Annotated in this window: 28 protein-coding genes; all 28 read right to left on the reverse strand. The window is 61.0% G+C overall.

The genetic code is table 11. The features are described 5' to 3' along the window. Nucleotide 1 precedes the first annotated feature (1 nt). Nucleotides 2-856, reverse strand: a complete 855-nt coding sequence (locus tag CSE6_RS12030; RefSeq protein ID WP_152668564.1) for a hypothetical protein — start codon at nt 854-856, stop codon at nt 2-4. After that, nucleotides 856-1,233 (reverse strand): hypothetical protein, encoded by a 378-nt coding sequence (locus CSE6_RS12035; RefSeq protein WP_059440637.1) that lies wholly within the window; start codon nt 1,231-1,233, stop codon nt 856-858. The genes CSE6_RS12030 and CSE6_RS12035 overlap by 1 nt, the downstream gene beginning before the upstream one ends. After that, nucleotides 1,233-1,709: a DUF1833 family protein gene (locus CSE6_RS12040; RefSeq protein WP_059440638.1), complete on the reverse strand. Its 477-nt coding sequence runs from the start codon at nt 1,707-1,709 to the stop codon at nt 1,233-1,235. Before CSE6_RS12040 ends, CSE6_RS12035 begins: the two co-directional genes overlap by 1 nt. Continuing rightward, nucleotides 1,706-2,080 carry a hypothetical protein gene (locus tag CSE6_RS12045; protein ID WP_059440639.1) on the reverse strand — a complete coding sequence of 125 codons (375 nt, stop codon included), beginning with the start codon at nt 2,078-2,080 and terminating at the stop codon, nt 1,706-1,708. The genes CSE6_RS12040 and CSE6_RS12045 overlap by 4 nt, the downstream gene beginning before the upstream one ends. Continuing rightward, nucleotides 2,080-5,355 carry a phage tail length tape measure family protein gene (locus CSE6_RS12050; RefSeq protein WP_059440640.1) on the reverse strand — a complete coding sequence of 1,092 codons (3,276 nt, stop codon included), beginning with the start codon at nt 5,353-5,355 and terminating at the stop codon, nt 2,080-2,082. The genes CSE6_RS12045 and CSE6_RS12050 overlap by 1 nt, the downstream gene beginning before the upstream one ends. 169 nt (nt 5,356-5,524) lie before the next feature. Continuing rightward, nucleotides 5,525-5,959 carry a hypothetical protein gene (locus CSE6_RS12055; protein WP_152668565.1) on the reverse strand — a complete coding sequence of 145 codons (435 nt, stop codon included), beginning with the start codon at nt 5,957-5,959 and terminating at the stop codon, nt 5,525-5,527. Nucleotides 5,960-6,018: 59 nt separating this feature from the next. Next, on the reverse strand, nt 6,019-8,457 hold the full coding sequence (locus tag CSE6_RS12060; protein WP_152668566.1) for a hypothetical protein: 2,439 nt from the start codon (nt 8,455-8,457) through the stop codon (nt 6,019-6,021). A gap of 15 nt (nt 8,458-8,472) precedes the next feature. Next, complete coding sequence (locus tag CSE6_RS12065; RefSeq protein WP_059440643.1) at nt 8,473-9,246, reverse strand: hypothetical protein; 774 nt, start codon at nt 9,244-9,246, stop codon at nt 8,473-8,475. Nucleotides 9,247-9,258: 12 nt separating this feature from the next. After that, nucleotides 9,259-10,062: a hypothetical protein gene (locus tag CSE6_RS12070; RefSeq protein ID WP_059440644.1), complete on the reverse strand. Its 804-nt coding sequence runs from the start codon at nt 10,060-10,062 to the stop codon at nt 9,259-9,261. Between the two features lie 18 nt (nt 10,063-10,080). Beyond that, nucleotides 10,081-10,536 (reverse strand): hypothetical protein, encoded by a 456-nt coding sequence (locus CSE6_RS12075; RefSeq protein ID WP_059440645.1) that lies wholly within the window; start codon nt 10,534-10,536, stop codon nt 10,081-10,083. Then, nucleotides 10,536-11,030 carry a gp436 family protein gene (locus CSE6_RS12080; protein WP_059440646.1) on the reverse strand — a complete coding sequence of 165 codons (495 nt, stop codon included), beginning with the start codon at nt 11,028-11,030 and terminating at the stop codon, nt 10,536-10,538. The genes CSE6_RS12075 and CSE6_RS12080 overlap by 1 nt, the downstream gene beginning before the upstream one ends. 20 nt (nt 11,031-11,050) lie before the next feature. Next, nucleotides 11,051-11,443 carry a hypothetical protein gene (locus CSE6_RS12085; RefSeq protein WP_059440647.1) on the reverse strand — a complete coding sequence of 131 codons (393 nt, stop codon included), beginning with the start codon at nt 11,441-11,443 and terminating at the stop codon, nt 11,051-11,053. A 99-nt stretch (nt 11,444-11,542) separates the two neighbouring features. Next, nucleotides 11,543-12,079: a hypothetical protein gene (locus tag CSE6_RS12090; RefSeq protein ID WP_059440648.1), complete on the reverse strand. Its 537-nt coding sequence runs from the start codon at nt 12,077-12,079 to the stop codon at nt 11,543-11,545. A 12-nt stretch (nt 12,080-12,091) separates the two neighbouring features. After that, nucleotides 12,092-13,048, reverse strand: coding sequence for a major capsid protein (locus CSE6_RS12095; RefSeq protein ID WP_059440649.1), 957 nt, complete (start codon nt 13,046-13,048; stop codon nt 12,092-12,094). Nucleotides 13,049-13,079: 31 nt separating this feature from the next. Next, nucleotides 13,080-14,102, reverse strand: coding sequence for a hypothetical protein (locus tag CSE6_RS12100; RefSeq protein ID WP_059440650.1), 1,023 nt, complete (start codon nt 14,100-14,102; stop codon nt 13,080-13,082). Nucleotides 14,103-14,213: 111 nt separating this feature from the next. After that, nucleotides 14,214-14,642, reverse strand: a complete 429-nt coding sequence (locus CSE6_RS12105) for a Mor transcription activator family protein (protein ID WP_059440651.1) — start codon at nt 14,640-14,642, stop codon at nt 14,214-14,216. A 1-nt stretch (nt 14,643) separates the two neighbouring features. Next, nucleotides 14,644-15,078, reverse strand: a complete 435-nt coding sequence (locus CSE6_RS12110; RefSeq protein ID WP_059440652.1) for a regulatory protein GemA — start codon at nt 15,076-15,078, stop codon at nt 14,644-14,646. Next, complete coding sequence (locus CSE6_RS12115) at nt 15,075-15,545, reverse strand: hypothetical protein (protein ID WP_059440653.1); 471 nt, start codon at nt 15,543-15,545, stop codon at nt 15,075-15,077. Before CSE6_RS12115 ends, CSE6_RS12110 begins: the two co-directional genes overlap by 4 nt. 17 nt (nt 15,546-15,562) lie before the next feature. Further along, entirely contained in the window at nt 15,563-16,552 is a 990-nt protein-coding gene (locus tag CSE6_RS12120) for a recombination-associated protein RdgC (protein ID WP_059440654.1), read from the reverse strand. Further along, the gene (locus CSE6_RS12125; protein WP_059440655.1) at nt 16,549-16,989 is read right to left on the reverse strand and encodes a hypothetical protein; all 441 of its coding nucleotides are present in this window, start codon (nt 16,987-16,989) and stop codon (nt 16,549-16,551) included. The genes CSE6_RS12120 and CSE6_RS12125 overlap by 4 nt, the downstream gene beginning before the upstream one ends. A 266-nt stretch (nt 16,990-17,255) precedes the next feature. Then, a complete protein-coding gene (locus CSE6_RS12130; RefSeq protein ID WP_059440656.1) occupies nt 17,256-17,885 on the reverse strand; it encodes a DUF3164 family protein in 630 nt (209 codons plus the stop codon). 14 nt (nt 17,886-17,899) lie between these two features. Beyond that, nucleotides 17,900-18,181 carry a hypothetical protein gene (locus CSE6_RS12135; protein ID WP_152668567.1) on the reverse strand — a complete coding sequence of 94 codons (282 nt, stop codon included), beginning with the start codon at nt 18,179-18,181 and terminating at the stop codon, nt 17,900-17,902. Nucleotides 18,182-18,197: 16 nt separating this feature from the next. After that, nucleotides 18,198-18,599: a hypothetical protein gene (locus tag CSE6_RS12140; RefSeq protein ID WP_152668568.1), complete on the reverse strand. Its 402-nt coding sequence runs from the start codon at nt 18,597-18,599 to the stop codon at nt 18,198-18,200. After that, a complete protein-coding gene (locus CSE6_RS12145; RefSeq protein ID WP_059440659.1) occupies nt 18,596-18,838 on the reverse strand; it encodes a hypothetical protein in 243 nt (80 codons plus the stop codon). Before CSE6_RS12145 ends, CSE6_RS12140 begins: the two co-directional genes overlap by 4 nt. Then, nucleotides 18,835-19,041, reverse strand: coding sequence for a hypothetical protein (locus CSE6_RS12150; RefSeq protein ID WP_059440660.1), 207 nt, complete (start codon nt 19,039-19,041; stop codon nt 18,835-18,837). Before CSE6_RS12150 ends, CSE6_RS12145 begins: the two co-directional genes overlap by 4 nt. A 2-nt stretch (nt 19,042-19,043) precedes the next feature. Then, complete coding sequence (locus CSE6_RS12155; RefSeq protein ID WP_003067242.1) at nt 19,044-19,943, reverse strand: ExeA family protein; 900 nt, start codon at nt 19,941-19,943, stop codon at nt 19,044-19,046. Between the two features lie 146 nt (nt 19,944-20,089). Continuing rightward, on the reverse strand, nt 20,090-21,862 hold the full coding sequence (locus tag CSE6_RS12160) for a DDE-type integrase/transposase/recombinase (protein WP_059440661.1): 1,773 nt from the start codon (nt 21,860-21,862) through the stop codon (nt 20,090-20,092). Between the two features lie 9 nt (nt 21,863-21,871). Then, nucleotides 21,872-22,843, reverse strand: coding sequence for a hypothetical protein (locus CSE6_RS12165; RefSeq protein WP_202967604.1), 972 nt, complete (start codon nt 22,841-22,843; stop codon nt 21,872-21,874). Nucleotides 22,844-22,848 lie beyond the last annotated feature (5 nt).

Raw genomic sequence — 22,848 nt, forward strand, 5'->3', positions numbered from 1 at the left:
ATCAGTCTCCTCCACCACTTTCTGGTGGGGTGATCTGCACCAGGTAGTCCTCATAGGTCGTCACCGAGTCGAACAGCCCTTGGTGACTAATTACAAAGGTATGCGGCTGGGTGACCGCTCCGCCGCTGCTGCTGGTATAGGTGCGGCTGGCTTGGTCTCCGTAGTACTCAATCGTTCCGCTTTCCCAGACATCTGTGCGAATGAGCACCCATGGGGCAATGACTGCTGTGCCCTCGAAGCCGAATGGCGGATGGGTACGGGTTTCATAGACCGGGGTGTTGTTGATCACCTCGGTGGCCGTGCTAGGGTCCGGGACGAATTCGCCAAACGGACGGCCAGCGTAGTCTGGGAATACACGGTGTTCGCCCAGTACCAGTTGCAGCGGTTCATAGTTGCGGGCCGAGTTGGAGCCGCCCTCAATGCTGTACGCCGTGGGCGCATCATCGCCCTGGGCAGAGGCAGCGCTCCGGGCGGACAAGCTGCCGGCCAAGGCGGATATGGCGAAGGCGATCACGGCATTGGCAGCAAACGCGGCCACAGTTCCCAGAGCGAAGGCAGCAGTCCAGCCAATCTCGCCATACATAACCAGCTTGGCTGCGACTGTGCTGCCCTCAACGATACCCTTGGCTACCTGGTGGAGGACGATCAGGTCAGATACGGTCACGGGCGTCGCAGCCCAATCCTCGGCCGCCACGGGCAGGCCATTGAACATGACGGCTAGGGGTGTTTCAGCCAGGCCCAGACGCTGGATGATGCCCTGCAGAGTTTCGGTACCGGCCAGGGCAATGGGCAGTACCTTCCGGTCACTGGCTGGGCGCAACGGGTTTGGACACCAGATGACTGAGAGTGTGGGCATCAGAGCCATTGGTAAAAGCCCTCCACACGGTAGCACCGAGGCAAGCGTGCCAGGGGCTGGCGCATGCTCGACCCGAACAGCGCATCGCTGTGCAGCACATAGGGCACGCCCTGAATCAAGCAATACAGCCCGATGTGGGCCTGGCGGCCGCGTGCCAGCATCAGCACGCCACATCCATCGACGGGCTCCTCGATCCGCTTGGCGAAATCAGCCTGGTTGGCCGTGATCAAGGCCGAGCGGTGGGCCAGGTCGTCTGCCTGGCGCCTCGGGAAGTGGATGTCTATGCGGCCGAACTGCTCATGCAAAGCACGTTCGACGAGTTGCGCGCAGTCCAGCACATCGTGTGGGATGTCTATATAAGAGTCAGACCAGTGCATCAGAAAAGCCCCGGAGCGGTTTCCGGCCGGTAGGTGTACGCCACGGCCGCTTTGTTGAGAATGTCGTCGTAGCCGAGCTGGCCGGTCACTGCCTTGGTCGTGACTTCGACGTTTCGTAGATCCAGCGTCAGCTCGTCTTCGATGAAATCAGGGGCACTGCGCATGATCTGCAGAGCCGTGATGACGGCACCACGGCCACCGTGGGTGCGCTCGAAGAAGACGCCCACACCGCCAGACACGTTGCCGATGCTCAGTGCTGCTGCCGGCGTGCGGCCCTCCTGGTCATCTGGCCAGGTGAACTCGAAAGTCGTGGCCACGTATAGATGAGTGCGAGAGACCACGTCCTGGTTGTCATTGACGAAACGCATGGGCTCGGGCAGCAGCGCATGGGCCAGCTCCAGCAGCACCAGGGGGCGCTCGGCCGGTGCCAGCTGCTGGGCGGCGCGGCGATATCGAGAAGACTTGCGCGTGCTCATGCCCAGTACTCCAGGGTGAAAGAGACCATGAACTCATCCAGGCGGTCGGTGATCGCCTTGTAATCGACCGCACCACCCACGATCCGGGCCCGGCGCAGAGTGGCGCCGCTGGGGTCTTCGATATCTGGCCAGGCGAAGAACCTGGCGCCCAGGGCCAGGTCGGTCTTGCGCCAGGCCTCGAACAGCTGCTTGCGCGCCAGGCTATCCAGCCGGTATGTCAGCGGCAGCTCATAGCGGGCCAGGGACTGCGCAGGAGCCTGCTCGATAAAGCCATCCTCCATCTCTGTGCGCTCCACACCTCCCACGGGGCGCAGGATGTAATCAGTCTCGAAGACGAGCTGGGCGTAATCGGGGAATCGGGTGTATGCCATCAGTTGCGCCTCCCTGCCGCGTTGATTGCGCTTGAGGCTTTCCCGCCATTGCTTGCATCTGCGATCATGATTTCGACGACCAGGCGGCCCAATTCCTGTTTGGTTATCGGCTGTCCGACTTGCTGTTTGGGAGTGCCCTGGTTGTTGAAGCGGACCTCCACAGGCTGAGTCTGGCCAGTCATGGCGCCGCCCGCGGACGATACAGACCCCCCTGTGGCGAAGCTCACGCGCTGGCTGGCGGATATCAGACCGCCCAGAGCGAAGCGAGGCTTTGGCAGGCGCAGAGTGCGCACGGCCTCCATGAACGGCAGACCGTAGTGATTCACAGCCTTCTCTGGCTGGATGAACTCGTTATTGCTCACGGCAATGGGCCGTTTGCCGTCGACCAATGCGGCGATGCTGTCGCTGGTGCCCGTGCCAGGTCCCACAATGCGGCCGCCGCCAGTCGAAGGAGATCCGCCCTCAGCGAACCCAAAAATCTTGCCGATGCTTCCAAAAATACCGCCGATGACGGTTCCGCCGCCACTCACTTCAGGCGTAAACAGGTTGGTCAACAACCGCTTGATGTCGCTGCGCAGGATGTCACCAGCAATCTGGCGCAGGGTCGCGCTGGCGACCTCGCTGAGACTCTTGAAGTTCGTCACGGCCTGGCCTGCCGCATCTGCCACGCCATCGATGACGGTGTTGCGCAAGCGTGTGCCGAGGTTGACGATCACAGGCGTGGCACTTGCCACCTCATTCTTGAGCTGGCCGATGCTGGTGCTCATGTTGTCGATGGCAACCTGAGCTTCAAGTGGCAGGCTATTGCGAACCCGCTCCAACTCCTGGACGATGGATTGCAGCACCGGCACCTGGGCCGCGCGGGCCTGCCTGATGCGGGCCTCGGCCTCGATCTGGCTGATCGTTCCCTGGGCGGCCTGCGTCTGCACTGCCTGCTCGATGACACCGAGCTGGCTCTGAAGGCGCTGCGCCTCGGCCAGCTTGTTGTTGAACTCGGCTTGGGCTGCTCCCGCATCGATCAGGAGCTGGATCTGTTGACGGGACTTTTCTGCCTTTGCAGGGTCTTCTTGGCGTCCAGCCGCGCGCAAGTCCTCCGCATACTGCTGCTCCAGCTGCTTGCGGATGGCTTCCCGGTCAAACTGGCCGGTCAGGGCTGCTGTGTCCACCCGCAGCCGCACCACGATGTTGGCCAGCTTCAAATCTTCAGCGCGCCGCCATTTGTCCAGCTCACGCGTCGCATCTTCCTTGGACTGGTCCAGAACCTTGAGCGAGGCGCGCAGCTCGACGGCACGGGCCCTGGTCGTGCCCTTGGCGTTTAGCTCCTGCTCCAAGGCTTCGCGCTGCGCGTCAATATCCTGATTGATGCCGGCCAGGCGCTTCTTGTAGGCCTCATCGATGCTGACACGGCCTTCTTCCAACTGGTTGACCAGGAAGGCATCGCTGCTCTTGATTGATGCTTGCAGAGCGCGCAAATTCGAGCGGATCTGCTGGATGGCCTCTTGTTCCGGGGTGTTTCCCTTGGGAGTGCGCGGATTTTTCTTGGCTTTCTCATCGGCTTGCTTGATCAGTGCGTCCAGTTCAGCCTGAGTGATTGCCCCTTCATCGCGCCATCCCCGCCATTTCTCCTTGTTATCGGCCAGGCGCTTTTCTTCAGTTTCAGTCGCTTTCATCGCCGCCGCATATTCGTCTTGGACGGCTTTGGTGCGGCGCTCCTTGCGCTTGCCAGCGGCCTCATCGTCGGCCTTCTTCTCTTCGGCATCTCTGTCTTTGTAGAGCTTGCTCAGCTTTGCCGTCTCGTCGATCAGGCGTTGAGGCATCTGCTGATTACCAGCCAGATTGGTTCCGCGCCTGGTCAGATCGGCGGCCATCTGCGTGACAAGTTTCTCCTGAGCGTTGATCTCGTCCTGAAGGGTCTGCTTCTTGTCGATATTGAGAATTGCATCCCAGAACCTACGGGCGACCTCTGCCGCTGTATTCAAGGATCGCATCAACACGCCGAGGTTTTCTGGCACAACGCGGCCGAAGTGGTCAGCGGCCTGTCGGCTCAGTTCGAGCTGGGCTTCCTCGACCCGGCCTTGCTCGACCAGGTCGGCAATGTGCCGGCGCTGCGTTGCCGAGAGAAAGTTGAACTGATCATCCAGCTGCTTGGCGGCCTTGGCAGGCTCCGCAAACAGCTTGGCCAGGGAGCTGGCCGCCGCATCGGTGGACTGGCCGGTGCCGGCCGCATAACCGTTGATGGCCTTGGTCAGATTGCCGATAACGTCGATGCCGAGGCGGCCGGACTGCACCATGGCCACAGCCGCGGACTCGGCCGCGCTTCTGCTGATGCCGCTGACCTTGTTGGCGGCCTCTGCCAGGGCTTCGATACGGCCCTGGGTCGCGCCAGCCGCGTTGCCAGTAGTCTGCACCGCCACATTGAAGGCATAGGCCTTTTTCTCAGCTTCAAGGAACAGCAGAGCCAAGGCACCCACACCCAGCGCCAGGCCACCGACGGCAGCCCTCGCTGGCGTGATTGCAGAGGTGATGGCATTGAAAGCGGGCCCGACACCTCCAAAAGAGTCTTTGATTTGTCCGCCCTGTTGGATAGCCACAAGCCAGATAGGCATGCCGCTGGCGATGCTGGTGGTGATGTCGGTGATCTGCGCAGGCAGCATGCGCATTGCCGCTGCTGTTTGCCCTGCAGAAACACCAAGGCCGGCAAAGCGCTGCTGAGCCAGGCCCATGAGGCGCGTGTGCTGGTCCTGTGTGATGAGGCCACGGGCCAGGGCGGTATTCAGTTCGTTCTGAGCTTGTGCCAGGCGGAAGGCCTCAGTGGCTGCGGGGTCCAGGCTGGCAATCAGGCGGTCAATGGCCAGCTTTTCACGGTCGGTTGCCTTGGCGGCTTCGTCGGAGCCTTTAGCCTGTCGCTGTTGCTGCTCCTCGTTCTTCCTGCTTTGCTGCCCCTGGGATTCCCGCTGCTTGGTCAGCTCCTGCTCGGACTTGGTTGCACGGTCAGAGGTTTCGGCCTGTTCCTTCTGGGCTGCTGACAGCGCGGCCGTGGCTGTGGCTTGCTCTTGAGTGGCGGTGGTCGCCTGCCTGGCTGTAGCGGCCTGGTCGGAGCTGGGAGTCGATGGAGCCGAGCCAGACGCAGGCGCCGGCACGGTCGACATTTCTGACGAAGCTTTTTTGCCGGCTGCGCCCAGCTCTTGGACTTCGGCAGTGAACGCGCGGACTTCTTTGCGTGCTTCGTCCAGCGCGGCCTGGACCCGTAGTCCGATTTCGAGGTTGTTTGCCATGGACCGCATGGTCTCCCGCCTCGGCCATCAGCAATAAGTAAAACGCTTTAGAGTTTGCCCATGAAAAAAGGGGCTCAGATTGAGCCCCCTGCGAGTGCGACGGCCGTGTGGGCCGCCTGGTGTTGTGCATGACGTTCGGCCTGGTCGCCGATGGCCTGCAGATAGCCTTTCAGCTCGTCGATGCTGTAGCGCCGAAGCTGCTGTCGGTCGTGGCCTGCGGCGATGAGCTGCTGAGCAACGGCGAACCAATCGACATCAGTTTCGCCTGGATCACCTTGATCGCCTGCAGGCGCTGGGTAAAAAAACTAAGGTTTTCCTCCAGAACCACATAGACCGCTTCGAGCACCATGGCTATGGGCATCGCACGCACGTCTGCCACCGACATGGGCTTGGCCTGGCCATCCTGCACTGGCGCCAGGCACGCTGCCAGCAACTTTTCCAGCGCCAGGCGCAAGGTCGATTCGCCTTGCAGCGCCTTGAGGCTGGCCAGATCGAACTGGCCGCCTTGCATGCCGATCAACCAGTCGCCGAACTCGAAAGCCTCAGTGAAGACCTCAAAAGGCACCTGGCTGACTTGGAAATCGTGGCCAGAGATGGTTTTCACGGCTGGTGTATGAAACAGCTTGCTCATAATTTAGAACTTGCACTTTCGTGAGGTACCCGTTAAAAAATCGACCATTTTTTTGCATCGGTCATCAGCGCCGCACCGCCGCCCGGTCTCTGCAGCTGCATGACAGCATCCATCCCGGCAGGCGCAAGGCCCGGCGCTTGAATTGACCAGCCGCCGCGCCATGCCCAGCGCTCGCCCGCTGCAAAAGTTGCGGGCAGTGGCAGCTGATTCAGATCTGCGCGGCCGACAATTCCGCCGTAGATCTTGCTGCCGCTTTCCTTCATGATGGGCCAGTCACCGTTTACAAATTTGCCATCCGAATCTTTGTAGCCACGGTCCTGCCAGAGCGCCAGCTCGCCATTTTCAGATTTCAGAATGCAGGCCCATGCATCGGGGGATACCACTTTTGCGCCAGACGATTTGCCAGCTGTGTAGGCCACCCAGGACTGATCTTCGCCGCCAACGAAGAGCATGCTTTGCTGGAAACCGTTGGTTGTGGCTTGTACGCCGTAATCGGTGAGCACGTTGATGCCCTCAAGCGCAACACGCTCCCCAGTCAAGCCCAGGCCGGCGGCAGCGATGGAGACCACAAAATGCTCGCGTAACACATAGCGTGGTGGTGTTGTCGCAATCGTGTTTGCGGCTCGCACATCGTTGACGATGCGCAGCGTGATGCGCTCCGCATTGCCGGCTGCATCTTCCCACTTCACAGGTGCTCCGTCGATAACGCAATCCCACATCACATTCGCAGCGGTCATATCACCGCCACTGCCGCCGTCAGAGCCGTGATTTCCGCCGGTAAAAATGCGCCCCGCAGGAAGCTCCACACCACCGTTCACAGCCCAGCAGCGCAGAGGTGGAAGCCAGTCTGTGGAACCAGACCACAGCAGCGTCCAAGCGCCTGCCGCGCGCCCGGTGCGCGAGGCCGTCCAGAGCTGGCGAATGTTCGGCAGGTTGTTCTTCCCATTGGGGCCAATCTCGATGCGATACCAGCGGTCAGCGCTTTGCCACGTCACCAAGATAATCCTTGCCGCAGTAGTGCGCCACGACATCCTTGCGCCCACCGCATCGGGCCACACGACATACCGAGCCGGGTTGATGACCCAGCTGTAGCCCGGATTCGCGACACCATTCATGGCGACGAATGTGCCGAATGCCGGCAGCTGCGCAGTGTCAATCGTGATTACAAACTGCAGACCTGCCACGACTTGGCTAACCACAGTAATCGTCTGCACGCCGGCGCGCACAATATCTGGCGCAGGATCTGTGAAATTGACGACAGTAAGGGCAGTCGCATTCGCCTCATATGTCGCGGCGTCCTGCTCTTCGATGATCCAGCCGTCTTGAGGCCCCACAAGCGCGGTCGTACCATTTTTGAAATGCCGGATGCCGTACACCTTCCCGGGCCGCGCGCCGAAAACCTCCACGCGCACCAGCGCCTTCGTCAGAAAATCGTTTTTCTCACTGCGCACATCGTTACGACGTGCTTGATGCATGGCAGGCTCGGCAAGCACGTAACGGTTTGGGTGCACAACCCAAGACCACCCCGCAAGCCCTGTGCCGCTATTGCTATTGATCGGCGATCCCTCTGGCAGCAAGCCGGCCGGGTCAACCGTCAAATCAATTTCGACCCCATCGGTGCTCATCAAGCGGATAACTTGTATCCCGCCGTCGCGATCAATTTTTGCGCTCGCTTTGTCGTTGTAGTTAACGATAATCCTGCCCGCACCGCTCGCCGTTGCAAATGTGACCTCGTCAAACTCGCGGATAACCCAGCCCCAGCCAGGAACGCCGATCACGGCGCCGTTTTGGTAATAAGAGACTTGATAGAGCTTGCCTGGCCGTGCATTGCGCACAACAACGTCAAGCAGCAAAGCACTCCACGCGTAATGCACAATCGACGTGACGCCATCTCTAACGCGCGCCTGTAATGGATATGATTTTTTTGCGTTTACATGCAATGCATCCAGTCGATCAAAATCGAATTGATTTACTGGTTGAAACCCATTGCGCACCCATGCCAGCCCAGTCCAGGTATAGCCACCGTTGATCGGAGCTTCGAGCGTATGGCCAGGGTCATTGGTGACAACGCCCTGGGTGCCCACGAGCTGGCCAGTGTCGGCCTGCATGAGGGCTCTAGTCAGGTAGAACTTCTCAGTCTTCTGTGCAATGACCTGCCAGCCCGTACCGATATTGACATATTCGATATTGCTCAGCAGCTCGAAGGCGCGCAGGCCCATGCGGGCCGGGTAGGTCTGCCAGGCACCAGCATTTAGAACAGCATAGGCGCCATCGTCATAGATCTGGCCGGCCCCTAGCCGCGCATCCGTCGGCAGCGCGGTCGTAGGCGGCACCGGGCCGGCCAGAGTGTAGAGCGCCAGGTGGTCGTCGATGAGGCGCAGGTTGGCCTCCATGCCATTCTGAACAGCAAACGGATCTTCTGTCGGGGCGAAACTCGCCCAAATCCCGCGGGCCAGCTGTGTCTTGGACATGCTGTATCTCTCTAATCAAATAGTCTTGTAGGCCGCCCGAGCCAAGTCATACCAGGCGGCGGGACGGTCGGTGCGGTGTACGGGACGCAGCTGGAGGGTCAGCCTGATGCTGCTGGCCGCTTGGTCCAGCAGCGTCAGGCCGCCATCGAGCAGCGGACGGCAGCGGTAGCACTGCAGGCGCATGGGCTTGCCGTCTGCCTTGTTGATGCCGGCGTAGGCCAGGCCTATTTCGGGGTCGCCGCCGTTGCCGGCGTCGAGCTGCTCGGCGCTGTTTTCGGCGGTGCTGGTGATGCGCACAGTTGCGCCCTGGGGGGCAACGATGCCCTGCAGCAGCTCGATGCCCCAATCGGCGCGGCGCCACTCGGTGCCCTCGGTCCAGGCTACCCATGACGGCACGGCCTGCACGGCCTGCTGCTGGTCGACCTGATGGGGCGTCCAAAGCATTGCGCCAGCCGGAAGCTGCAGACCGGAGACGTCAACGGTCGTCGTAATGCGGGCGCTGGCCGTAGCCAGGCGCTGAGCGTTGAGGGCCATGGCCAGGTTTGCCGCGCCATGGCCGTAGAGCTGGACAGACACAGACACGCCGTCAATCACGGCATTGCTACGGCCGTCCCAGGGGCTGGTACGAAGCCGGCGCACGTTGGGAGTCACGACCAGGCCGGAGGCATTGCCCAGGCGACGGCCTGGTGGCATTCCTGTGGCCCAGTCTCGCATGGCCGGGCCGGCATACAACATGCCTCGACCCAGGTAATGCGGGTTGTGCTCCTGTTCGTACTGACCCAGATACATCGCTCGCGCCCGTCAGATCTTCAGCGTGCCGTACTGGCTGAAGGGGTTGGCCAAGGAGCCCAGCGGGCGCGTGGCATCACGCTCGACAGTGCCGGTCAGTTCGAGCTGGGCCAGGTTGTCGCTGATGATGTTCACGGATGCAGCCGGGCCAAAGACCACTTTGAAGAGGTCAAAGTGGATGGGCTGGACGGGGCTTTCGGCCACGTTGTAGCCATCGAAGTGGAGCGCCACGGGCTTGGGAGGCTGCGAGTACAGCTGAATCAGGCGCTGCTCTCGTCGTGTGTAGCTAACCGTGATGTTGGGCTGGCCCTTGCCCTGCGCCACTGTCGGCGCGGGTATGGTGGTGCCTTCGACCAGCTTGATGGAGCCTGCCGGCGTGATCTCGTAGTCGGTGCCAACGTCATAGGTCGTTTGACCGTCTGCGCTCTTGACCACGATGGCCACGGTGTCGTCGGCCAGGTGGTCGAGTGGCTCCACAGTGCCAGGCCACAGCACATGCTCCTCGCTGGCGACGGCGGCTGTTGCCACCTCGGCGCCTTCACCGCTGCCCCCAGTAGCAATGGACCAATTGCGTGGGGAGTGGCAGCGCAGTTGCAGGGAGACGTTGACGGCGTCGATTTCACGGAACGCGCAAGCAGTACCACCGCCAGGCGTGGTGAAGTCCTTTACGTTTTCCGTGGTCTCGGTCGCGTTGAGTACAAAGCTGGGCGCATTGCCCACAGGAATGAAGCCTGCAGTGCGTGCCAGACGGGCCAGGTAATCGACCAGGCTGATTTCACCCCGGCCCTTGAAGCAGCAGAATTTGCGTTCAGCCATTTCTCTCTCCTAAAAAAACTAGCAATGGATGCTGCTGACGGTGAACAGCAGCGGGTAATAGGCAAACTTGGCCGGGCTATAGAAAGGCCTCGGCGGTGTGGACATCGCCAGGGGGCTGTTGCATTGCGGCGGCGTGTAGCCATGCAAGGCCTTGATGAGTTCGCCCAGGTGCGGGCCTGCTTCCTGGTCGAGGGCAGCAGCCTCGCGTTGGCTGGCCGCATTGCCGATGGCCAGGACGACCAGCCAGCGATGGCTCAGCTGCAGCGAGTACTCGTCCGATCCAGGCAGGACGGCAAAGCCGTCGTAAACGACATAGACAGCAGGCGTGACCTGCATTTCCTCGGCTACGGCCGCCAGCTCCTTGCGGGTGCCCACCAGTCGGGCCCAGCCGCTGCCATCGGCCGGCTGCGTCTTTGCCTTGAGGCGGTCGACGATGCCGGTCTGCGCGTCGAGAAAATTCCAGGTCGTTTGCATCAGCCGAACCCCCGCAGGGTGTCGTCTGTCACAGCGCGTGGGCTGAAATCGAAATGCACGTCAGTGCCTTGCTGGGCGTCAGCCGCCACCAGCGCGCCAGGCGATCCGCCCCAGGGGCAGGACAACATGGACTTGCCCATGGCGATGGCATCCAGCTCGGCAATGACCGCCTTGTAGCGGCGGTACACCTCGTTTTCGGGGGCCAGGTCGTCGTGCAGGTAGTAGCGCGCCACATCGCAGGCCATTCGCACCAGGACGGGCGGCATGGCGTATTCCACGGGCTGGCCGGGAATCAGGGGCTTGCGGCAACCCTGCAGCGGCAGGCGGTAGACCTGGCCCACATAGCCGTCGATGAAAGACGAGGCGTCTTCCAGCTTCAGCCCGACACGGGCTTCGTGGATGGTGCTGGGCGGTATGTTGTCCATGTCGGTGAGCTGGATCAGCTCCAGGGCACCAAAGCGGGCAACCATGTCGGCGACGGTGGCGTAGCTCATGCGATTGGCCTGCCGTCAGATCAAGGCGTTGCAGGGTGAACGTGGCGCTGGATCTGGACTTCGATGATGTGGCCTTCGGTACCGGCGCCCAGGGCGCGGCCGCAGTTGTCATCGGAGTCGCCCAGCGCAGCCTTGCCGCTGCCGTCGGCCGCAGGCTTGACCGGATCACCGAAGGCGATGGTCTGGCCCGCCGCGATCTCCACCAAGCCGGAATAGCTGGTGATGGCCGAGAAGGCACCGCCCACAGCGGCGCCGTACTCGCTGGTGCCCTGAGAGTCATGCACGCCGCCTGCGCTGGTTGCGTGCTGGCCGTTGTAGCCGACAAAGCGGTATTTCTCGATGATGGCCGTGGCCACAATGGTGACCGCGTGCTGCTTGTCAAACTGGCGGCCGGGGTTGTTCTGAGATGCCATGGTTTCGCTCCAGGTCGATGTGAAAGGGTTTCCTACTGGCCCAACCCGGCCAGGTGCTCATGACCTGGACCGGGGGCAGCTTCTCTCTCGGGGTGGTTGTCAGTTGCGCTTCGGGGCGCCCTTGCCCGTACCCTTGGGCTGCTCCGAGGGAGCAGCTGCGGGTGCCGGTGTGGGAGCGGAAGCTGTAGATGTGTCGGGCGCGGGTGCTGCGGACTCGCCAGCGTTGCTGCTGTCCTGGGCTCCCTGACCATCGCCAGCATTGCTGCTGCCCTGATCACCTTGACCGTCGCCAGCAGCAGCATTGCCACCGGCTCCATCAATCAAGGAGGCGGCCTGGCCGGTGCCGTCTGTGCCAGTGACGAGTCCGACTGAAGGCTCGGTGGACCCACGCTTTTGCAGGACAGCCTGGCGCTCGCGCTCGAATTCGCGTTGCGCGTGCTCAGCACGCATGGCGTCGTACTGGTCGCTGGCTTCTTCACGGTCCGTGTCGGCCAGCGCCTTCATCTTCAGCAGCTCGCGCTCGTCGTGGTCGCTCAGGCCCGTCACTTCTGCACCGGGCTTGAACTCTTTGCGCACCGTTTTGCCGTCAGCACCCACGGTGCTGGCCACGATGAGGATCTTTGCGATCAAAGTCATGGTGGCGGCTCCTTAGTTCGGGTTCAGGAACAGGAAGCCGGCATCGGGGTAAGCGATGTTGGGCGCGCGCTCGAAGGTGCCGCCATAGATCCAGCTCTTTTGCGTTTCGCGGTACACGGGCGTTTCGCTGAAGGGATGGCCTTCGATGACGTTGGTAAAGCCGAAAGCGGGCTCTGCCAGGCTGAATTCGCCGGAGGCTGGGATGTCGGGCGCGTAAGCCAGAACGGCTGCATTGCCCCACACGTCATGACCTTCGTCGTCTTCGTCCGTATAGGAGGCATCGCCCACGACGATCTCCTTGACCTTCAGGATCGTCTTGAGCTGCTCCAGAGTCGCCGGGCCCATCTGCGTGGAGGGCAGGTAGCTCTTGACCTCGGCATTGGAGATCAGAGCGGTTTCTGCATCAGCCGAGAGCATCAGCTTGTTGGGGCGACGGCCAATCTTCTTGCGGATCACGTTGGAAGCCGCCAGGATGTCTGTCACAGGCGTGCCAGTGGTCGCCGACCACTTCTCAGCACCAGCCAGGGCCTTGGAATGACCGGGCGCAAAGCTGCTGGGGTCGGTGGCAAACTCGGCCGCCTCGATCTCGTAATCCAGGTTCAGGACATCGCGCGCCGTGGTCATTGCCACGGTGGAGATGCCGATGTTGGGCGCGAGATTGAGCTTGCGGGCCTCGTCGGATTCGCGGATCAGCTCGCGTGGGATGGGGACTTCTACCGCGTGCTGCTTGACGGTGTACAGCTTGCCCTCGAAGTTGATGGTGATCTGCTTGGTCGCTGTACCAGGCGCGCGGCGCAGGTTGTAGCGGCGGCGAGCGGCATCGCCCATCTTGGCAATGGTCACCGTGCTCAGCGACTGCGGCAGTCGGGGGAACAGGCGGTCTGCCACCATAGTGCCCTGGCCACGGCCAAGCAGCAGGTTGGTGAGGACCGGATTGGCTTTGAGACGGATTTCGTCGAGCGTCATCATGTTGTGGTTTCCTTCTGGGAAGTTGGGGGAATCAGCCCTCGAACGACACAACCTTGCTCACCGCCTCGGCGTAGCTCACGTTGTGCTTGTTGGCGTAGACCTTGGCGGCCTTGTCGATCTCGGCGTCGCTCTTGCCCTTGGCGCTGCCTTGCTCGCCTTCGGGTACTTGGCCACCGCCGTGCTCGCTGAAATCGACCGATGGCTTGCTGCCGGCGATCAGCTCCTGCAGCCAGGCGGAGGGGCTGACCTTGCGTTTGGTGTCGCCTTCGGAAAACTCCACCGGCTCGACCTCGGCCAGGCGGTCCAACGTGGCGACAGCCATGTCTTTGTCCTTGGGCATCAAGCGGCCGGCCTTGACTTGGCTTTCCGCGAACGAGACGTTGGCGGTGTGGCGGTCACGCTTCTGCTGCTCGGAAAACTGAGCCAGCTGGGCGCGTGCCTGGTCGCGTTCGGCGACAGCCGTGGCGGTCTTTTGGGCTTCCTCGGCAGCCTTGCGCTCGGCTTCTTCCTTGGCTTTGCGCTCGGCTTCGATTCGTTCGGCATCGGTCATGGATGGGTGCTCCTGGTTGGGGGTGGGTTGCTCAGAAAAAAAGATGAGTCCGAAGTCGGTGTCGTTTCCGCCTTCGGCGAACTTGGGATCACGCAGGCCTTTGACGGCTGGAGGCTCGGCACCCAGGAAGCCGACGTGACGCAGGTAATAGACGCCAGGCTTCGGATTGGCTGGGTCTTCGGGGTGGTAGAAGGCGGCGCTGCGCTTTTTGACGCGGCCGGCGCCGTAGTACTCGGCGAATGAGGGGTCTATCTGCTGGTGGCTGGACTTGAGCGTCCCGCCTTCGGCCGACAGCTTGGTGACCCAACCCCAGGCGGGGCGGTCGTCTGCGGGATGGCCAATGACCAGGGGCGCTTCGTGGACGGCGGGGTCGTAGGCAGCGGCCGTGGCCGCGACATCGGCCTCGGTGATCACATAGACCTGGCCGTTGGTGGCCGTGCGGGCCCCGGCTTGGAAGATCTCCAGGCCATCAGGAAATTGCGAGGGGGTGGTTTTGTTGCCCATGTCCCGCATGGTCTTGCGGACGGGGCTTTCGCTATAAGTAAAGCGCTTTACTAAATTTCACCAGGCATTGCACCGGGCGATGGGCTGGCGCGTTGCGCGCCGCCCTTGGGTTCAGTCCAAACCGGGCAGTTGCTGCTGACGGCTTAAAAACATCTCTCGTTGGTAGGTGTCCACGATCTGGCGAACACGCATTGGAGTGAGATCGTACTCATCAGCCAGTTCGTCGTAGTTGCCTCGGAATTTTGCGCACATCTCCCGGTCTCGGGCGCTGAGCTGCATTGCCAGGCCGCGCGACAGGTAGATGGTACGGCCACCTTTTTCGTGGGCCAAGTGCTGCAGCTGAACCACCGACATATTGGCAACGGCCTGCAGCTTCTGCGCCCAGGCCTGGTCTGGCTTGGCCTGGCCGGCGCGACCGTCCATCAGGGCCAGGGCTTCAAACAGGCAGTAGGCAACATCTTTCATTTCACGGGTCATTCCGGGCGGAAGGATCGCGGTAAGCACATCGGCTTCAGCTGCAGTCAGAAACTTGCGTGCCATTTCAGCTCCTTTCCTGCCAGGCCTTGGCAGCTTCAATCAGGGTGTCCAGCTGTGCCGAGGTACAAAAGCGCAAGGCGGTGACGCCCACCTGGCGCTGCACCCAGGCATTGAGTGCCTGGGCGCTGGTGTTCTGCACCAGGCCGTCGCGGCCCAGCTGGTGCCACAAGGCCCAGAGCTTGCGCTCTTTGGGGCTGGTCTGCTTTTTGACCTGGTCGAACTCTGTCTGGCTGAGCGGACGGCGGCGCGTGGGCTGGGCCACGCCCATGCGTTCGGCCAGGCTCTGCAGATGGTTGCGCACCTTGCGTTGCTCAACTTGGGACATTTCCTTGCTGCTGCTTTTGCCCGTGAGATCCATGAGCAGTGCACGGTAGTCCTCATCGCTGAGCTTCAACTTTGACTTGATCGTGTGAATGGCAGCGGTGTAAGTGGCGGTCATATGACACCTCCCACCACTTGCGAAAGCTGCAAACGCTTGGCAGGCAGCTCCAGCGTCTGGGCAATCAAACTGCCATCATCACCCCTGGCCACCGCCAGCAGCTCGCCGCAGCGGGTGGCCATCCCTGGCGCCGTCCATTGCTGACCGGAGTGGCTGACCATGCCGCCCGCCCGTACACGGCGCAGGAACCAGGACGATGCAATGCGACCCGAGCGCCCCTTGTGCGCCGTCCATGCTTCGATGATCTTGCGAGGGTCTTGGGGCCAATAGCCCTGCACCAAGCGGTGGACGGTGCCCAACGAAAGGCGCAGTGCATCAGCAGCTTGGCGAACGGATTGCCCGCGCACAAATTCCAGCAAATCGGCAGGCATGGAATCCGGGCCGTAGGAGCGCTCGGAACCCTTGGGACTAGCGCTGGTACCGACCACACCACAAGCTGCGCTTGCAGCCCTGTCCAAATCGTTCATTGACGCATTGAAGGACACTATGCAGCCTCCCAAGGTGCCGAACTGTCGGATTCATCGGTGGCAACACTGCTCGGACCGGTCACTGTGGCCTGTAACGACGCTGGCAGATTACCCAGACCGATTCGGCCCTCGCCGCCCAGGGCTTCGATCAGATCCGGGATCATGCGCGACAGCTCGCCCGTGGTGATCGCCACATCGGTGTCGAAGCCGCCGTCGTCCTGGGACTGTCCATCCATCACAGCATCCAGCAGCGTGATGCCATGCAGCTGCAGGTTGTCGGTGAGCACAAAGCTCACGCGGTCATCCCAGGTCATGGCCAACTTGGTCGGCAGCTTACCGTGCTCGATGTGCTTGCGTACCTCGTCGATATCCAGGGGATGGCGTGCATAGCGCACCACGGCCTTGGACTCGTCAGCAGCGACCAGCTCGCACTGGCGGTCAATCGAAAAGCCCGTAGGTGGTTCCTGCGTGACCAGCCAGTGGGCCATGGCCGCCTGTGGGCTGGTCTGCGTGTCCACCAAGGCCAGCGAAAAGCCTGGCAGGCCCTCAACCAGGAGCGACACGATTTCATCGGCACGGCCTTGGGCGCTGGTATCGAGCAACAGCAAGCGGGCCTGGGGGTCGATCCAGACCCACATCGCGCCCTGTTTGGTGAATGCCATGGGTAGCAGATCCAACTTGGCCTCGTCCTTGAGCTCCTTTTTCTCCTTCTTGCCTGGCTTGCGGCCTTCGGCTTTCTCGATGGCGTCTGCCTTTTCGTTGACCTTGCGGTTGAGCACGCTGGCAGGCAGCAGCTTTTCCTCGGTCATGAAGCGGAGCATCCACTGGCCAGCTACGGACTCGGCCAGCAGGCCATGCTGATCACCGCGAGGTGGCACCCAGCCGACCGAGCGCTCCTGGGTTGCGCCACACTCGACAAAGAGAGTCTTTTGCAGAGCAGCCTCCAGGGCCTGCAGGTCAGGCACCCATGTTGGAGCAATGCGGTAGGCGATGGCGTTCTTGATCATTCCTCATCCCCCTCGTCGTCGGCATCGCCTTTTCTGCCCAGCGTGAACGGGGGCGTTTCAAAGCAAGCCAATCCAGCTTGCATACCGAGCTTGAAGACCGACGCCTCCCGTGCCGACAGCTTGATTTGCTTCTCAGCGGAGCTATCGGAACCGACCTGTACTGAGGTGCCTTCCTCAATTTGCTCTTGAATATCGCGCAACTGGGTAAGGCGAGCCTCATGCCATTCGAGAGTGCGATTGGCCAACTCCAGCATGCTGCCTTCGTTTTCCAGTAGCAGCTTGATGGTTTCGACGATGTCCGTTTTTTCATCATCTTCCAGGCCCAGCACGGCGACGATCTTGTAGAAGTTGCTCGCATCCTTGCGTGCCACGACCGAAACGTCAGGCCCGTATGCAAGGTCCAGCTGCGCAAGGTGATTCCAATCGAGCGGCTCCATATGCTCAATTGATGCATCCCCGTCACAATCCAAGCAGCATGAGAGAGAGCGTAGATTCCATGAATCAGACCGTGCGCCAGTCTCTTGCGCGAACCAGAAGCGCCACAGGCCGCCACACGATTTGCAACGATGGGTCGGCATCGCGCCGGGCAATGCGTGAACGATGGGGGGCTGTTGCATGACAGTGCTTTCAATCTGTTGGTCTTGGGGCTTTTTGGGCAGAGTGCGAGCGGATGCGCCCTGGTCGTTGGGATTTGCGGGATAAGTCATAAGACCGCCAGATCCAAGCTGATAGGCTTCCATTCGGCACTGACTTCAGCGCGTTTGTAGAAACGGAGATAGGGCTTGGTATCACCGACTTGGCGGCTGTCTGCAATGGCCTTCATGGCCATCTTCCAGTCCTCGTCCTGAATATCCAGACGCAGCAGGCCCAGTACGCGGCCTGTGTTGATCAGGCCTTCCTTGTCGACTTGGAATGCATCGGTGATCAGCACCTTGATGTTGTCATTGGAGCCAGCGGACCAAGAGGTCAAGCATTTGTCGATCAGAATCTTGGCGGCCTGCAATTGCTCACCAAAGATGATGTGGTCCTGCATCTGAAGCAATACCTTCAGCTTGCCGTCAAATGACATCAGCGTGACGTTGCCTTTTTTGCCGCGACTCTTTACTCCGTACTGCTCCACACTTGCTTCAATGAAGGCGTGCACATCACCCAGAGTTTCCAGTTTGAACTTGCTCAGTTCCTTGCTCCTGACCTCGGCGCGCTCGCACAGGTCTTTCACGAGCTGGTCGCGCAGCTTGTCGATGGGCTTGACCTTGGATTCGGGCACCAGATTGCCCTTGGCGTTTTCCCAATATCCGTCTGGAATGGTTTGGGAAATAATTTGTTGGCTCATTTGTTGTTGCTCCTTCAGTGAACGTTGGCCGATTGGGAGGGGTTAGGTACGGGCGCAGGCGACATCCCTTGCATCAGCTCGCCCGCATAGGCCGCCATTGCCATGGACAGTTCGCCCTGGGCATCCACAGGCATTTGCCTGGCAATGCAGCGATGCACTTCCATCACCGCTTGCAGGACCACGCCAGTTGACAAAGTGCGGCCGCTCAGGACTCGCAAGAACTCGATTGCCAGCCCGGCAGACTCCAGCTCGAATTGCTCGCGTGTCATCTGTGGCATCTCTCGTGTTGTGCTCATGGCCTCGGTGCTCCTATCAGCAGCGCACGCCATGGCTGGCGATGTCCCTGAAATCCAGTGAACCCTTGCGGGGCGGCGTGAATGGCGTGGTCTTGTATTCGCCCTCCATCACGTTGATTTGGCGTGGCTTGGGCATCTCGCCCATCGGCTTGGGTTCGCCTTTGCGGGACTTCTTTGCAACCAGCCCCTGTTCAAACAGAGGGATTGCGTCCTTGCAGATGCCCCAGCACAGTTGTGGCCCGTCATCCACGAGCTGTAACCAGCCGCCTGTGCGCAGGTTGCGCAGGCGCTTGACCAGGTCGCCTTCCATTTCCCCCGTCACAGGGCGAAGCTGAAACAGGTTCTGAGGGCCGTTCTCCCGGATGTGCGCTAGCAGACGCTTGCTTTCTTCACTCAGTCGGTTCTTCTTCAATGTCATCGGATGACTCCCATACCCAACTCAAACTGGACATAGCCCGCGATAGCGCCAAGGCATGCAGCTGCGGCCGCAACCATCGCTGCAAGTAACAAGAACTGACCGATGGAGTCAGAGGGGTGGCGGCTCAAGGCCGCCTGCAGCAGACCTTTGCAAGCCTGCAGACCTCGCCCCATGCCCGCCTTCAGGCCACTCTTGCGGTAGCACACCACCGCTCCAGGTTCAAAGAAATAGCGCTTCATGCCTTCACCTTCATCGCTTGGACCCGACGAGCCACGCTGTAGGGCAAGGCTTTTCCCCGAAAGCGATACCAGTCCACAGTGGCTTCCAACTGGGCCGTGACCAGGTCAGCGGCAAATGCACGCTGCAGCATGCGGGCGCGGCGCTTGATCCAAGCCAGCCGCAGAGCTTTGTGTGCAACCATGGAGACGACTTTCTTATGCATGCTCAGCACCCCTTGATGACTTCGGCATTGACCGTGTCCCAACCAGCCTCGGCCGCGGCATTCATGGCACGGCAGACCAGGTTGTTCACCACCAGTGGGTAGCAGATGCTGGTGATGTCGGCGTCCTTGCCGCCGCGCGGCAGGTAAATCAGGCGGGAGCGGATGGCATCTGCAGCATCGGCCGCAAACACGTCCTCATACTTGAGGTCAAAGCGGGCGAACTTGTGCTTGAGGTAGCCCTCCAGCTCGGTGTTCAGCGGGTCCAGCTCCACGATTTCGCAGCGCTGGGCGACTTCGCGCACCTCTGGGTTCTGGGCGCTCAGGCGGCGGCGCAGCTCGGGCTGGCCGATCAGAGCAATGCCCAGCAGGCGGCGCATGCCGTCCTTGAGCTCGATCCAGCGCTTGAGGTGCTTGAGCGTGGCCACGGGCAGGTTGTGGGCCTCCTCGATCAGCAGCAGATGGCGGTGACCGGACTGGGCGCTGGCGCGCAGCAGCTCGTGCGCCTGGCGAAAGCGTGCCTGGCTGCTGATCTTGGGCTTGGCGTGCGGGTCCAGGGCGAAGATGATGGCCTCTGCAATAGATGCGCTCTTGAGCGTCTTGCCCTTGACATCGTTTTCTTCCATGGCCAGGACATAGGGACGGATCACCACAATCTCGGTGGAGTCCTTGCGCACCCGCTCTTCCAGGTCTTCGGCCAGCGTGGACTTGCCCGCGCCGGACTCTGCGACCAGTGCCATGAAGCCATGGTGGCGGGCGCAATCGGTCAGGGCCACGCGGGCATAGCGCACGCTGGGCGTCTGATAGACATCGTCAGGGGTCTGCACATCGTCCAGGAACGGATTGCGGGGCAGATTGAAGTGCTTTCGAGCGTTGGTGCTCAGGGATTCGTTTTGCAGTAGCATTGGTTCATCCTCAGGGGTTGCGTTGAAATCAGTTTCTGGGGCGGCCTCGGTGTGTTGAGAGCACACCGGGGCCAACTTGTTTGTGGGCCTGGCATTGACCCGGAGATGGCGAATTTGCGAAATTTCGCAAGTTGCGGTCTGGGGCATCAGGCACCTCCTGCGACCACACGCAACTGGCCGCGCATGGTCAAGCGGTCATGAACAGCCTGCAGCTCGTCCTCGGGCACGCCATCGGGGTACCAGGCGCGCAGCTGGGCGGCTTTTTCACGATCCATGGACATGCCCATGCCTTGCAGCGCCTTGGCAACTTCAAAGGCATTGAGCAGACGGGCCGAAGCGCTGGTGCTTGTGGTGACATTGGTCACCAGTTCGGTGCCGCGCTTGGGGATGAAGGTGCGCTCTGGAGCCTGTTCGATAGGCTTGTAGGGGTCGATGCGGCCGCTGAATGGCAGCGCCTTGGCCTTGCGCTTGGCTTCCAGCTCCTCCAGGGTGCTGGCGTCGTAAGCCGCCATGGCGACCTCCTTGCGATTGGTATCCAGCTGGGTATCCGCAGGGCGGGCCCAGTCTTCGCCAATCACATTGCCGTCCTCGCGGAAGCCGGCGTCATCACGCACGACCACTGGCACAGAGATCAGCAGCTCATTGCCCTCGGAATCGGTATCCACCACCATGGCGGCGTCAGCCACCCAGGGGTTGATTGCCAGCATGAGCTTTTCACCGACCATCACATTGGGCACATTGCGCACGTCGAACTCACGGCCCTTGAAGGCGACGCTGAGCGTGTCGCTGACCTTGCGGGCTTCTGGCTCATGGGTCAGCAGCTCGCGGCACAGCTCCACGCTGGGGGCCAGGCGTAGCTGCTCGGTGGTGATGGTCATCCACTGGTCGTAGCGTGTACGGCCATGGCGGGAGTGGATCTTGTTGGCGTTGAACCACTTGGCCCAGCGGCGTGCCTGACGGTTGAGCTCGCCCAGGCTGGACACCGGTGCCAGGCGCAGGCCTGCTTCAAAGCTGCGCTCAATCTGATCGCGGGTTTTTTCAACCTGGCCGGTTGCGCGGGCATTGCCTGCCGCGTGTGCAATCAGCTGAATCTGCAGGCGGCGCGCCAGGTTGCTGAACAGGCCAGAGGTATTGGCACTGCCCATGTCCATCATCAGAATACGTGGCACCCCATAGAACGGCTCACCAGGACGCTGCTGAATGGCGTTGATGAACACATTGGTGAGGTTGGCCGCGCTTTCAGCGCCCATCACATATTCAAGGTAGATGGATGCGCTGTTGTGGTCCGAGAGTTCATAGGACCACACTCGGTCAGCCGCGATGCGGGACAGGTTGGCAGGCTTGTTCTTATAGAACTTGTCATGTTCCATGACCTGCAGGCCACTCTCCTTGCCGCTGCTGTCCTTGAGGTAGTACAGCACGCACAGTGATGCATCGACCTGCCAAACATGGTTGGGGTGTAGGCTGCGCAACTCAACTGCGGGAGTGGCGCGGTTGAGCTGGTCGGGGTGCAGGCCAAAGCTACGCAGAGCGCGGGCCACAGCACTTTCAGACAAAGGCAGGACTTCGCCAGTTGACGGGTCGGTGCGCTCGGCACGCACTTCCCCGTTGGCGCGCAAGATGTCCAGGGCTTGCCCAATGGACATCAGGCGCTTGTTGCTCTTGCGGTGGCTGACCATGAGCAAGGCACTGATGACGACAGCTTCTTCACGGGGCAGACTGACAGCCCCGGCATCGCTGCGCTGTTTGCGTTCGGGTTTCACGGTGATCTTGTCCAGGTGACGGTAAAGCGTGGGCAGGCTGATGCTCAGCTCTTGGCAAGCCGCCCTGTAGACGGCCTGCTTGCCGCCTGCTGGTGCGGCTGCTGCCTGAGCAGCCACCTGCACAAGGCGTTGGGTGAGCGTTGCACTGAGGCTCATGACCCGTCCTCAAGCCTCGACTGCTTCGCCGCCGCCAGCCCAGGCTTGGGTGTCTGCGGCCAGTTCGCGTTCGGCTGCGCTGGCAATGTCTGGCAAGCCAAACTCTTCACGCAGGGCATTGATTTCGGCTTGCAGCGTGCCCAGCAGACCAGCAGCGAATACCGTCCGGGATGCACTGGGTGGCATCTCGTTGAGCTTGAGCAGTGCCTGGCGAACCTCTCCCTTGATGGCTCCAGCTGCTGTGTTGGAAATCTTTGTGGCTTTGGTCTGCAGGTCTGCCAAGCTCTTGTCGGGCGTCATGACCGCAATACGGGCTGCTTTTGCTTCAGCCTCGACCTTCTGCCCTGTCACCACTTCCAGGCGCTTGGCAGTGGCCTCGTGCTCCTTGGCGCTTTCCTCCAGCTGCTGGCTCAGGTCGGCTTTTTCTTTGGCATGCCGGGCAATCAGCTCTTCAGCCAGATCTAGAAATTCGCTCTTGTCACCTGTCTTCGCAACTTCAAGCAATGCCAGCTTCTGATCCTCTGGCAGCTTGCGGTATTGGCGCAGCTCGCGGTAGCCAATACCCATGCGGGACATGGATTCAAGGGCTTCCTCTCCAAATGCCTTCAAGTTTGCGATGTCGCGATCAACTTGGTCTACCGAGCGGCCGAGTAAATTGCAAAACTCTTCCCAATTCCCCAAGAGCTCCGCACCGTGCGGAGTCTTCTTTCCTTTAAGTTGTTGATATAGCTTGCTTTCCTTGACGAATGCCAGCTTAGAAGTCCGCACCGTGCGGGAAAATTCTTCGAAAGCACCGGCCATCTGAGCTTGTCCCAGCAGCTGATTTAGCAAGTCCCGCTCTTCGCCATAGTTCGCCTGCAGGTCGTTTTGCAGGCGCATGACGGATGCCAATTGGTTGGCTGAATTGACTTCTTCGGCAATCACTTTTTCATTAGCGGGTACTTCGCGCGTTGCGGCTGCGGGAGTGGTGTTACGGGCCATGTTCT

This window comes from Comamonas sp. E6, from assembly GCF_001010305.1.
In the GTDB taxonomy this organism is placed as follows: Bacteria; Pseudomonadota; Gammaproteobacteria; order Burkholderiales; family Burkholderiaceae_C; genus Comamonas; species Comamonas thiooxydans.

Excerpts from the sequence above, each read along its gene's own strand:
- CSE6_RS12030 (WP_152668564.1), bottom strand. The coding sequence starts at position 856 with ATGCCCACACTCTCAGTCATCTGGTGTCCAAACCCGTTGCGCCCAGCC.
- CSE6_RS12035 (WP_059440637.1), bottom strand. The coding sequence starts at position 1,233 with ATGCACTGGTCTGACTCTTATATAGACATCCCACACGATGTGCTGGAC.
- CSE6_RS12040 (WP_059440638.1), bottom strand. The coding sequence starts at position 1,709 with ATGAGCACGCGCAAGTCTTCTCGATATCGCCGCGCCGCCCAGCAGCTG.
- CSE6_RS12045 (WP_059440639.1), bottom strand. The coding sequence starts at position 2,080 with ATGGCATACACCCGATTCCCCGATTACGCCCAGCTCGTCTTCGAGACT.
- CSE6_RS12050 (WP_059440640.1), bottom strand. The coding sequence starts at position 5,355 with ATGGCAAACAACCTCGAAATCGGACTACGGGTCCAGGCCGCGCTGGAC.
- CSE6_RS12060 (WP_152668566.1), bottom strand. The coding sequence starts at position 8,457 with ATGTCCAAGACACAGCTGGCCCGCGGGATTTGGGCGAGTTTCGCCCCG.
- CSE6_RS12065 (WP_059440643.1), bottom strand. The coding sequence starts at position 9,246 with ATGTATCTGGGTCAGTACGAACAGGAGCACAACCCGCATTACCTGGGT.
- CSE6_RS12070 (WP_059440644.1), bottom strand. The coding sequence starts at position 10,062 with ATGGCTGAACGCAAATTCTGCTGCTTCAAGGGCCGGGGTGAAATCAGC.
- CSE6_RS12075 (WP_059440645.1), bottom strand. The coding sequence starts at position 10,536 with ATGCAAACGACCTGGAATTTTCTCGACGCGCAGACCGGCATCGTCGAC.
- CSE6_RS12080 (WP_059440646.1), bottom strand. The coding sequence starts at position 11,030 with ATGAGCTACGCCACCGTCGCCGACATGGTTGCCCGCTTTGGTGCCCTG.
- CSE6_RS12085 (WP_059440647.1), bottom strand. The coding sequence starts at position 11,443 with ATGGCATCTCAGAACAACCCCGGCCGCCAGTTTGACAAGCAGCACGCG.
- CSE6_RS12090 (WP_059440648.1), bottom strand. The coding sequence starts at position 12,079 with ATGACTTTGATCGCAAAGATCCTCATCGTGGCCAGCACCGTGGGTGCT.
- CSE6_RS12095 (WP_059440649.1), bottom strand. The coding sequence starts at position 13,048 with ATGATGACGCTCGACGAAATCCGTCTCAAAGCCAATCCGGTCCTCACC.
- CSE6_RS12100 (WP_059440650.1), bottom strand. The coding sequence starts at position 14,102 with ATGGGCAACAAAACCACCCCCTCGCAATTTCCTGATGGCCTGGAGATC.
- CSE6_RS12105 (WP_059440651.1), bottom strand. The coding sequence starts at position 14,642 with ATGGCACGCAAGTTTCTGACTGCAGCTGAAGCCGATGTGCTTACCGCG.
- CSE6_RS12110 (WP_059440652.1), bottom strand. The coding sequence starts at position 15,078 with ATGACCGCCACTTACACCGCTGCCATTCACACGATCAAGTCAAAGTTG.
- CSE6_RS12115 (WP_059440653.1), bottom strand. The coding sequence starts at position 15,545 with ATGAACGATTTGGACAGGGCTGCAAGCGCAGCTTGTGGTGTGGTCGGT.
- CSE6_RS12120 (WP_059440654.1), bottom strand. The coding sequence starts at position 16,552 with ATGATCAAGAACGCCATCGCCTACCGCATTGCTCCAACATGGGTGCCT.
- CSE6_RS12125 (WP_059440655.1), bottom strand. The coding sequence starts at position 16,989 with ATGGAGCCGCTCGATTGGAATCACCTTGCGCAGCTGGACCTTGCATAC.
- CSE6_RS12130 (WP_059440656.1), bottom strand. The coding sequence starts at position 17,885 with ATGAGCCAACAAATTATTTCCCAAACCATTCCAGACGGATATTGGGAA.
- CSE6_RS12135 (WP_152668567.1), bottom strand. The coding sequence starts at position 18,181 with ATGAGCACAACACGAGAGATGCCACAGATGACACGCGAGCAATTCGAG.
- CSE6_RS12140 (WP_152668568.1), bottom strand. The coding sequence starts at position 18,599 with ATGACATTGAAGAAGAACCGACTGAGTGAAGAAAGCAAGCGTCTGCTA.
- CSE6_RS12145 (WP_059440659.1), bottom strand. The coding sequence starts at position 18,838 with ATGAAGCGCTATTTCTTTGAACCTGGAGCGGTGGTGTGCTACCGCAAG.
- CSE6_RS12150 (WP_059440660.1), bottom strand. The coding sequence starts at position 19,041 with ATGCATAAGAAAGTCGTCTCCATGGTTGCACACAAAGCTCTGCGGCTG.
- CSE6_RS12155 (WP_003067242.1), bottom strand. The coding sequence starts at position 19,943 with ATGCTACTGCAAAACGAATCCCTGAGCACCAACGCTCGAAAGCACTTC.
- CSE6_RS12160 (WP_059440661.1), bottom strand. The coding sequence starts at position 21,862 with ATGAGCCTCAGTGCAACGCTCACCCAACGCCTTGTGCAGGTGGCTGCT.
- CSE6_RS12165 (WP_202967604.1), bottom strand. The coding sequence starts at position 22,843 with ATGGCCCGTAACACCACTCCCGCAGCCGCAACGCGCGAAGTACCCGCT.